At 63.4% G+C, this 9,523-nt stretch carries 8 protein-coding genes and 1 pseudogene; 2 read left to right on the forward strand and 7 right to left on the reverse strand.

The features are described from left to right. The first annotated feature begins 809 nt into the window (after nucleotides 1–809). Nucleotides 810–992, forward strand: coding sequence for a hypothetical protein (locus AC5ZG1_RS42480; RefSeq protein ID WP_496136374.1), 183 nt, complete (start codon nucleotides 810–812; stop codon nucleotides 990–992). 496 nt (nucleotides 993–1,488) lie between these two features. On the opposite strand, the gene AC5ZG1_RS42485 is transcribed toward AC5ZG1_RS42480, so the two are convergent. The 4 genes from AC5ZG1_RS42485 to AC5ZG1_RS42500 form a co-directional block, all read right to left on the reverse strand. After that, nucleotides 1,489–2,910, reverse strand: a complete 1,422-nt coding sequence (locus AC5ZG1_RS42485; RefSeq protein WP_496136375.1) for an MFS transporter — start codon at nucleotides 2,908–2,910, stop codon at nucleotides 1,489–1,491. A 65-nt stretch (nucleotides 2,911–2,975) separates the two neighbouring features. Next, nucleotides 2,976–4,349 carry an LLM class flavin-dependent oxidoreductase gene (locus tag AC5ZG1_RS42490; RefSeq protein WP_496136376.1) on the reverse strand — a complete coding sequence of 458 codons (1,374 nt, stop codon included), beginning with the start codon at nucleotides 4,347–4,349 and terminating at the stop codon, nucleotides 2,976–2,978. Between the two features lie 39 nt (nucleotides 4,350–4,388). Next, nucleotides 4,389–5,588, reverse strand: a complete 1,200-nt coding sequence (locus tag AC5ZG1_RS42495) for a CaiB/BaiF CoA transferase family protein (RefSeq protein WP_496136377.1) — start codon at nucleotides 5,586–5,588, stop codon at nucleotides 4,389–4,391. Further along, nucleotides 5,578–6,579 carry an HpcH/HpaI aldolase/citrate lyase family protein gene (locus AC5ZG1_RS42500; RefSeq protein ID WP_496136381.1) on the reverse strand — a complete coding sequence of 334 codons (1,002 nt, stop codon included), beginning with the start codon at nucleotides 6,577–6,579 and terminating at the stop codon, nucleotides 5,578–5,580. Before AC5ZG1_RS42500 ends, AC5ZG1_RS42495 begins: the two co-directional genes overlap by 11 nt. A gap of 154 nt (nucleotides 6,580–6,733) precedes the next feature. On the opposite strand from AC5ZG1_RS42500, the gene AC5ZG1_RS42505 reads away from it, so the two are divergent. Next, nucleotides 6,734–7,633, forward strand: coding sequence for a LysR family transcriptional regulator (locus tag AC5ZG1_RS42505; RefSeq protein ID WP_496136378.1), 900 nt, complete (start codon nucleotides 6,734–6,736; stop codon nucleotides 7,631–7,633). A 20-nt stretch (nucleotides 7,634–7,653) separates the two neighbouring features. Here AC5ZG1_RS42505 and AC5ZG1_RS42510 read toward each other — a convergent pair whose 3' ends face one another. The 3 genes and pseudogenes from AC5ZG1_RS42510 to AC5ZG1_RS42520 form a co-directional block, all read right to left on the reverse strand. Next, entirely contained in the window at nucleotides 7,654–8,211 is a 558-nt protein-coding gene (locus tag AC5ZG1_RS42510; RefSeq protein WP_496136379.1) for a flavin reductase family protein, read from the reverse strand. A 100-nt stretch (nucleotides 8,212–8,311) separates the two neighbouring features. Beyond that, complete coding sequence (locus tag AC5ZG1_RS42515) at nucleotides 8,312–8,623, reverse strand: DUF1330 domain-containing protein (protein WP_496136380.1); 312 nt, start codon at nucleotides 8,621–8,623, stop codon at nucleotides 8,312–8,314. 213 nt (nucleotides 8,624–8,836) lie between these two features. Next, nucleotides 8,837–9,370 (reverse strand): annotated as a pseudogene (locus AC5ZG1_RS42520) (acyl-CoA dehydrogenase family protein); the annotation flags it as partial. Between the last annotated feature and the right edge of the window lie 153 nt (nucleotides 9,371–9,523).

Consider the following 9,523-nt stretch of genomic DNA (forward strand, 5'->3'; position numbering starts at 1 on the left):
AAACAGCCCGATCATTCCGCCGGCTTAGGCGATTCCACCACGTCATCAACTCGAATGAGGTTTTCGGTACACACAGGGGCGATTCACGCGTTTCCCCCTCCCCCATCGGAACTCTTCTTCATCATCCGGAGGGAAAGAAAAGCCGCTTGAGGGATTTTCTCTACTGCTCATGTTTGAGCCAAATGGACGCGAGGAAAACCAGCAGGCACTTCCGGCGTGGCCGTCCGACGACAAACAACGCCGCAACGAATTCGTTTTGCTCTCAACCGTTGTCTAAAGAAGCTATTGGAGAAAACGATTCTCGTTGGCGAGCGCATCAAGGCTCGGACGGGGGCGCTGATTAAGAGATAGCGACGGGTAGAGAACAATCAATGACTTACTGGTCGCACCACTGGGCTTATCCGAGCGAAAATGGGCATTCGTCGCATGATCATAGTACTTCGTTGCACTGCCTGTTATCAGAGCGGCCCCGCCGCTTGAGACGCCCCGGAAACGTTCAGCCAGGGGTTCCCGCGCGATGACAAACGGGGCTCCCAGGACAGGAATTTTTCGGATGCAGTTAACCTTTCCGGGCCTCAGGCCGAAGCTATCAAAGTAGGGCAGTGAGTCTGGGGGCGTCAGCCTAGTTGGCTCAGCATCTGATACGATGCGCGCAAGATTTGGCGGCAACGATGAGCGTGTATCGCTATATTGCATTTGCCGGCACCGCGGTGAGCGCGGCAGCAATGATTTATGTCGGGCTGTATCAGACCGATTTGTCGGCCGCATGATCTGTCTGGTTTTCGGTGAGGGCTGTCAAGGAGTGGCCGATGCGCCCTTGGCCCGACCGTACGGCCGACGGCTATATTGGCACTGTCCTTTACCTCGTCATCTTCGCCGTGTTGCTCGTCCCGCCCGGTCGCTGGGTCTGGATCGCACTGCTTGCGTTTTCAGGAATGGCAACGCTCGCGAACATTCGGGGCGTGCGCGATATGATGATTTTCGGAGGCTAGTCGACGTGGACAATTGGATGAGCGTGCCCCAGGCTCATGATCATTTGATCAGCGGGGTTTGATGAGCCTCTAAGAACCAATGCAGCAGCTATCCATGCGCACAATGGAGCTCGACGACGTCGAAGGCGGCGCGCATGGCAGCCTGGGCAAATGCATCGATGATCTCGGCCATGTCCCCTTTAGTCATGGATCTGGGGTCCGCTCACCGCTTCATCAAGCGGCGTCGAAGTCACGCCCAGCGGGTCCCATGGCGCTTCCTCTCGTCCGACACGGTCCCTGCATGCAGCGGACCGCCTCCTTCCCATGGACGCTGCGATGATCCTTTGTGATCACGACGAGAGAGTTGGATACCGGCGACACTGCCAAGCCGGTAGAGAGAGCTGGAAATGCGCTTGATCGGCGCAATCTGCTCGTCTTTCCAGAGGCTAGCGCAGCCGTGAGTGATCCTGCCTTGCGAGAGGTCCCCGCATTACCGACGTCCGAATACGTGCTGGTTCTACTCTGCGCCGCCGGCCCTGATCCCGCCGGGGCTCGGTTGCAAGCTGCGCACCAGCGTCCGTGACGCGCCGTCCTCCATCAGCTCCGGCCGCAGTTCTTCAAGCGGACGCTTGCGCGTCTCGATGCCAAGCACCGCAACCGCGATCGCCTGCAGCACCAGCAGACCGGCCACCACCGATACGACGCCGGTGACGCCGAAGCGGGTGAACAGCTCGACCACGATGAACGGCGTCACGATCGACATCAGCCGTCCGGCGGTGTTGCAGATGCCGGAGCCGCGCATCCGAAGTTCAGTCGGGAACAACTCGGGGATGTAGAGCCCCCAGGCCAGCGCCAGCATCACCGCAACCGTGAATACCAGCAGGAAACCGATCACGACGAATGTAGTGGGATTGATGAACATCGGATAGATCAATCCGAGTCCGGCGGCGAGCAGCGACAGCGCGATCAGCGACGGCTTGCGGTCGATCTTCTCGCCGATCCACATACCGGCCAGCGTCCCGAACGGGCTTCCGAGCGTCATCAGCATGGTGTAGCCGAGCGACGACGACAGGTTGATGCCCTGCTTGACGAAGAAGGTCGGCATCCAGGCGATGAAGCCGTAGACCGCGGTATTGAGCCCGATCAGGATCAGGCACCCGACGATGGTGCGCGCAATCAAGGCACGCGAGAACAGCCGCGTGAACCGCACATCGGGCAGCACCGGGGCCGGCTGATAGGCCGGCGTCGGCAGCGTCCGGCCCTTGCCGACCTCCTGCTCGATCGCCGACAGCACCGTCTCCGCCTCGGCGCTGCGGCCCTGCGTCTCCAGCCAGCGCGGCGATTCCGGCAGCGAGCGCCGCAGGAACCAGACGATCATCGCGCCGATGCCGCACATCGCGAACATCCAGCGCCAGCCGAGATGCGGAATGACGGCCCAGCCGACCAGCGTCGCGACGAACAGCGCGCCATTGGTGCAGGTTGCCAGCGCCGCGCCCCATCGGCCGCGCTGCTGCGGCGGGATAAACTCGCTGAGCACGACGTAGCCGACCACGATCTCGGCGCCCAGGCCGAGCCCCATCACGAAGCGGGCCGCAATCAGCCAGTTCATCGACGGTGCGAGCGTGGCCGCGAGCGCGCTCAGGCCGAAGATCAGCAGATTGGCCTGGTAGGCGAACTTGCGGCCGAAGCGGTCGCCGGCGACGCCCGCCAGCCAGGCGCCGATCAGCATTCCGACGAAGGTCGCGGAGATGAAGCGCGCATTGTGCTCGAGGTCCGACCAGCCGGACTGCACCAGCGCGCCCAATATGCTGCCGGCCAGGAAGATCTCGAAGCCGTCGACAAACAGTCCGGCTCCGATCAGCGCGAATATCCGATAATGGAATCCGGCGATTGGCAGCCGGTCGAGCCGGCCCCCCGCGTTGACGCCCGTCGTGGTCACTTTAAGCCTCCCCTATTGATGTCTTGTTTTGATCGTTGTCAGCGCCGCCGATATTTCGGCTGACGTTATCCGGGGGTGGTGCGCGCCTCCTGTACGCTGTTGTGCGAATGCTCGCTTTGCGGCCGCGGCAGACCGAGATTTTCACGCAGCGTGTCGCCCGCGTACTCGCGCCGGAACAGCCCGCGGCGCTGCAGCTCCGGTACGACCAGGCGCACGAAATCCTCGTATGTGCCCGGCACGTGGGTGGCGGCGACCACAAAGCCGTCGCAACCGCCTTCGGTGAACCAGCGCTCCATCTGGTCGGCGACTGTCGTCGGCGAGCCGACGAAGGTCGGCAACTCGGCGAGCGTGCCCCGGCCGCTGAACTGGACGAAGTCGCGCGGGGTGGGATCGGGCTTGCCGCTGAGATTGACCACACGGTCGCGGATTGCCTGCAGGCCGCTGATCGACTGCAATTCGTCTGCGCTGAACGTCTCGTCCATCGGCTTTGCCGCGAAGTCGTAGTTGAGCACCTCCGACAGCAGGGTCAGGGCATCGATCGGCCTGGCGAGCCGTTTGATCGCCGCGAACTTGTCTTCGGCCTCGGCCTGGGTTTCGGCGACGAGCGGATAGACTGCCGGCGCGATGCTGACATCCCTGCCCGTCTTCGCCAGCGTCCCTTTCAGGTCCGCATACTGCCTCTTGGCGATATCGAGATTGGGATAGATGACGAAGATAAGCTCGCCCCAGCGCGCCGCAAACGTCTTGCCGCGGCCGCTCTGCCCGGCCTGGATGATCACCGGGTGCCCCTGCGGCGAACGCGGTACCGTGAACGGGCCACGCGAGCGGAAGAACTGCCCGTGGTGGTCGAGCCGATGCACCTTTGCCGGATCGGCGAACACGCCGCTCTCGCGGTCGAAGCTGACGGCGCCGTCCTCCCAGCTGTTCCAGTGCCCGAGCACGACCTCCATGAACTCGTCGGCCCGGTCGTAGCGCAGATCGTGGCCGAGATGCGCCTGGGCTCCGAAATTCGCGGCCTCGGAGTCGTTCAGCGACGTCACGACGTTCCACGCCGCGCGGCCGTTAAGCAGTAGGTCCATCGTCGCGAACACCCGCGCGACGTGGAACGGCTCGTAATAGGTGGTCGAGTAGGTCACGCCGATGCCGAGGCGTTCCGTCGCCAGCCCCATCGTCAGCGCAACCGAGACCGGATCGAGCTTCGCCGCTCGAACACCGTGGCGGATCGTCTCCCTGAAATCGTCGCCGAAGCGGTCCGGGATCGCCAGCCGGTCGTCGAAGAAGGCGAGATGGAATTTGCCCTGCTCCAGCGTACGGCCGATGTGCTCGTAGTAGTCGCGCGAGAACCAGTTCGGCTTCGAGTCCGGATGGCGCCAGGACGCCGGATAGTTCGAGCAATTCTGGGCCTGCAGGAAAGCGATCAGTTTCATCTGCCTGGTCATGGCATCGTTCTTTCGTTGCAATGGGAGGATCGGGTCACGTCAGATGACCCCGTCGTTGCGCAGCGAGGCGAGCATCGCCGCGGACGCACCCGCCAGCGCCGTCAGGACCTCGTCGGTGTGGGCGCCGAGCGAAACGCCGGCGTGCTTGAACTGTGGCGGAGTGCGGGACATTCGCGGGATCGCGCTCGGCACGGCAATGGGGCCGGCGCGTGACGGCACTTCGGCGATGTTGCCGCGGGCGCGATATTGCGGATCGTCGAAGATGTCGCGGATGCTGTAGATCGGCCCGCACGGCACGTCATAGCGCTCGCATTCCGCCAGCGTCCGCTCGAGCGGCATGCTGCCGATCCAGTCGGCGACGATGCCGTTGACCTCCTCGCGCCGCGCCAGCCGGGCAGCCATGGTCGCATAATGCGGATCAGTCGCAAGCTCGGGCCGCTGCATCGCCTCGGCCAACCGCTCGAACATCTTGTCGCTCGAACAGGCCAGCGCGACCCATTTGCGGTCGCTGGTCTGGTAGTGGCTGTGCGGCACAACATTGACCGTATCAGCGCCGAGGCGCTCGCGGACAAAGCCGGTCTTGGCGAACACCGTCGCCATCTCGTCGAGCAGGCGGAACACCGATTCATAGAGCCCGATGTCGACGACCTGGCCATGTCCGGTGGACTCGGCATGACGTAGCGCCAGCAGCACGCCGAGGGCTCCCCACAGGCCCGAGATGTAGTCAGCAAGCGAGGTCGAGCCCGGCATCACGGGCTGGCGTCCGGCTTCGCCGGCGAGATAGGCGAGCCCGCTGAAGCCGTGCGCGATCCGCGCGAAGCCCGGCTTGTCGCGCATCGGTCCGTCCTGCCCGTAGGCGCTGACGCGGAGCATCACGAGCTTCGGATTGATCTCCTTCAATGCCTCGAAGCCGAGCCCCCATTTCTCCAGCGTGCCGGGCCGGAAATTCTCCAGCACCACGTCGGACTTGCGCACCAGTTCGCGGAACAGCGATGCGCCTCGCGCGCTGCGCAGATCGAGGGTCACCGACTTCTTGTTGCGGGCTTCGCTGAGCCAGACATAGGTGTCGCCGCAGTCGCTCGGGGTCCCAAACCGCCGGAGCGGATCGCCTGTGCCCGGCTGCTCGACCTTGATGACCTCGGCGCCGAAATCGGACAGCACGGTGCCGCAGAACGGCGCCGCGACGAAGGTCGCGATATCGAGCACGCGGATTCCGGCCAGTGGTGGCTCATGCGACATCGCGTGCTCCTTCCCTGCCCGCCGCGGCAATCGCCGATTGGCGGTCGATGATCGCCTGCGCCCGCTTCAGCACCGCAAGGTCAATCAGCACGCCGTCCTGTCCGAAGGCGCCGTCACCGCCCGCGCTCGCCGACTGGATCTTCGCGATGATCTCGCGCGCCCAGGCGGCCTCGCGCGCGGTCGGCGAGAACACCTCGTTGGCGATATCGAGCTGCGAGGGATGGATCGCCCATTTGCCCTCGAAGCCCAGCGCGGCGGCACGCTCGGCGCTTGCGCGAAACCCGACCGGATCGCCGAAATTCGCATATGGGCCATCGATCGCGCGCAGGCCGTGGGCGCGGCACGCATTGGCGATCCGCGCCAGCGCGAAATGCCACTGATCGTTCCAGTGCATGTGGCGGGCGCCGCGCTCATCCGGGTCGGTGAGAACCGCGTAGCGCGGGTCGGAGGCGCCGATGATCTCGCCGCAGGTACGCAGATCGATCGAATAGTCCCCGATGCCGAAGATCACGGCCTCAAGCCGGTCCGACGCCTGCACGATGTCATCGACATTGGCGAGGCCGAGCGTGGTCTCGATCAGGATCTCAATGCCGAGCGGCCTAGCACGGGGATGTTCGCGCTCCAGGCCCGCCAGCAGCGCATCGACGAACCTGACGTCGAATGCGGTTCCGACCTTGGGCACCATAACCAGGTCGAGGCGCGGACAGCGGCCGACGATCTCGATGATGTCGCGATGGGCCCATTCGGTGTCGAGGCCGTTGATGCGCACCGCGAGCGTCTTGTTGCCCCAATCGATCGTGTTGAGTGCCTCGATCGCGATCTCGCGCGCTTCCGGCTTGCGCGCCGGTGGGACGGCGTCCTCCAGATCGAGGAAGATGAAATCGGCGGGGCCTCGCGCGGCGCGCTCGAAGAAGTGTGTCGAGATGGAGGGCACCGCGAGTTCGGAGCGCTGGACCCGGCGCGTGCGCGGCTTGGGGATCGTGAAGGACATCAGGGGCACTTTTCTGCATCGCGCCGCGGGATCGGCTCCCGCGGCCAACACAATCATGCTAGATATCCGGCACTAATCTTTCCAACGAGATTATCTTAAGAACTGTTCAGTTCTATCGAACAATGAGCAGCCACCTGCCCGGAGCCCGCAATCGATGTCGCAGATCAATTTCAAGCTGCTGCATATGTTCATCGCCGTCGCGGAGAACAAGAGCTTCCGCCAAGCCTCCGAGCAGTTGAACCGCTCGCAATCCGCTGTCAGCATGCAGATCAAGCTCCTCGAGGATCAGGTCGGCGCCGCACTGTTTCACCGCACCACGCGGCGCGTCGAGCTGACCGCGGAAGGGCTGCAGCTCCTCACCCACGCGCGGCGCGCGCTCGGCGAATGGGAGAACGGCTTGCGCGAGATCCGCGAGGTCATCGATATCCAGCGCGGCACCCTGTCGCTGGCATGCGTTCCGACCATCGCGGCAACCGCGCTGCCGCAGGCGCTGTACGCGTTCCAGGCGAGCTATCCCGGCATCAACATCAACCTGCGAGAGCTGGCGGCGGAAGACATGCTCGACTGCCTGCGGCGCAGGGAGGCCGATTTCGGCATCGGGCCCGAGATGGACGGCTCGACCGAGTTTCAGTTCGCGCCGTTGTTCCGCGACCCGATCTATGCGCTGGCGACGCGCGCCTTTCCATTCCGTAGGCGCAGCGCGGTCGACCTCGCCGAGCTCTCAGCCTATCCGATCCTGCTCAACTCGAAATCGACGGCGCTGCGGTCAATGCTGGAGCGCGCGCTGGCCGTGCGCGGTCTTCAGATGAAGATCAAGTTCGAGGTCGAGCATAGCCACACATTGGGCGCACTGGCCGGAGCCGGCCTCGGCGTCGGCATCCTGCCGATGATTGCGCTGCCGCGACCGCTGAAGAAAACCATGCAGGCCCTGCCGATCGTCAACCCGGCGCTCGAACGCACGGTTTGCATCGTCTCGCTGAAGGGCCAGTCGTTCTCACCAGCCGCAACCGCGCTGACGACGACAGTTCAGAAGGTCTTCAGAGCACGCAGCTGAACGATTCGGAGCCCGACGTCTCAGTCGACCTGCGGCGCGATCGCGCAGAACTGCCCGCCGAAATAGACCAGCGGCGTTACACCATCGCACAAATGCATGGCGCGAACCTGCCCGACGAAAATCGAGTGGGTATCGTGGGGATGTTCGTCGACGAGCTCGCAGTCGAGGCTGACGAGTGCACTTTTCAGGATCGGTGCCCCGGTCGTGAGCGAGAGCCATCCATCCGCGTCCGTGAAGCGATCGTCGCGCTCGATGCCGCGGCGGCCGGCAAATACGTTCGCAAGCTCGGCCTGCTCCGCCTGAAGCAGGTTAACGCCGAACGCGGCAGTCCGCCGGATCAGACCATGCGCACTCGCCGAGCGGTTCACGCAGGCGATCAGCCGCGGCGGCGTATCCGAAAGCGAGCAAACCGACGTCGCCGTAAGCCCGGTCCTGTCTCCGGGCGTGCCCGCGGACAGGATCGCCACGGCACCGGCGTGGTAGCGCATGGCCGCACGATACGACGCGGCATCGACGCTTCCGTTGAGCGCGGCGGCCGTCCGGGAGACCGAGGAAAGCGAGCTGGTGGATTTGATCATCGGCGTGTTCCGCTCGAGGTAACGACGCGGAACGTATAGGCCAACCGCATCGATCGCTGAAACGCAAATATCTAACCGCTTGTTCAGTTTACGCGATCAATCATGCGCCTAGCGGCGACGGCAGCCCGCTCACGAGCAGCGACAGCACAGTTGCGCCGGCGATGCGATCCCTGGAGATCTCCTGATAGGCAGGTGAATCAAGGAAGCGTATCGCTTCCGCTTCGTCGGGAAATTCCATGATCACGACCTTGTCGCGCGTCCACTCGCCATCGAGAACTTTCGGCTTCTCGTCGGCTGCCAGCAGGCGGTCATTGAAGCCTCTGAAGATAAGCGGGATTGGTAGCGGCGGTAATATTCCTCCTGGGTGAACTTTACCAGCGCGATGACATAGACGGTCATTCTCGGTCCTCATTTCTGAGAGGGCGTGCCGAGCTTGGCGCCGGAACGACGGGCCTCGAGGTTTTCAATGACGGCAAGCATAAGTTCTCTCTCAATTTGAAAATCAGACAGTTCGGTCGACGTTCTCCGTACTCTTGAGTTCACTGAAGCAAAGGAGAATCTGCTTCTCGTGGCTGAGAAGGTCGAACTGGCCGCTTTTTTGAATTGCAGCAACGCAATCTCCACCTCAGAACGCGCGTGCGATGACGATACGCTGTACATCGCTCGTGCCTTCGTAGATCTGACACACTCGCACGTCGCGATAGATTCGCTCCGCGGGGAAATCGGCGAGATAGCCGTAGCCACCATGTATCTGGATCGCGGCGGAGCAGACTTGCTCGGCCATTTCGGTGGCGAACAGCTTGGCCATCGACGCTTCGGTGAGGCAGGGCAGTCCCCCCTCCCGCAGCTCCGCTGCATGGAGCACCATGCATCGCGCCGCCTCTGTACGGGTGGCCATGTCAGCGAGGCGGAAGGCCACCGCCTGATGCCCGATGATAGGTTTGCCGAAGGTCGTGCGCTCCTTCGCATAGGAACGGGCCGCCTCGAAAGCGGCCCTTGCCATGCCTACCGCCTGCATGGCGATGCCGATGCGCCCACCCTCAAGATTGGAAAGGGCGATCTCCAATCCTTCGCCCTCCTCCCCAAGCCGCAGGCTTTCGTGAAGGCGCATATCATTGAAGGCAAGCTGGCAGGTGTCGGACGAATGCTGGCGGAGCTTCTGTGTGTACCGAAAAGCTTGTCCGAGCTGATGATGTGACGGATTCGGCTAAGTTGGCGGGATGATCGGGCTGCTTTGTTTCGTACTGGCCGTCTTGGCTTCGCCCCTCAAGTCGAAGAGCCGACTTGAAGCAGAGAATGCGGCGCTCAGACA

This window comes from Bradyrhizobium sp. Leo78, from assembly GCF_059512425.1.

What these genes read in the sequence shown, in the direction of transcription:
- AC5ZG1_RS42505 (WP_496136378.1), top strand. Translation starts at nt 6,734, where the DNA reads ATGTCGCAGATCAATTTCAAGCTGCTGCATATGTTCATCGCCGTCGCG.
- AC5ZG1_RS42480 (WP_496136374.1), top strand. Translation starts at nt 810, where the DNA reads ATGCGCCCTTGGCCCGACCGTACGGCCGACGGCTATATTGGCACTGTC.
- AC5ZG1_RS42495 (WP_496136377.1), bottom strand. Translation starts at nt 5,588, where the DNA reads ATGTCGCATGAGCCACCACTGGCCGGAATCCGCGTGCTCGATATCGCG.
- AC5ZG1_RS42500 (WP_496136381.1), bottom strand. Translation starts at nt 6,579, where the DNA reads ATGTCCTTCACGATCCCCAAGCCGCGCACGCGCCGGGTCCAGCGCTCC.
- AC5ZG1_RS42515 (WP_496136380.1), bottom strand. Translation starts at nt 8,623, where the DNA reads ATGAGGACCGAGAATGACCGTCTATGTCATCGCGCTGGTAAAGTTCAC.
- AC5ZG1_RS42490 (WP_496136376.1), bottom strand. Translation starts at nt 4,349, where the DNA reads ATGACCAGGCAGATGAAACTGATCGCTTTCCTGCAGGCCCAGAATTGC.
- AC5ZG1_RS42510 (WP_496136379.1), bottom strand. Translation starts at nt 8,211, where the DNA reads ATGATCAAATCCACCAGCTCGCTTTCCTCGGTCTCCCGGACGGCCGCC.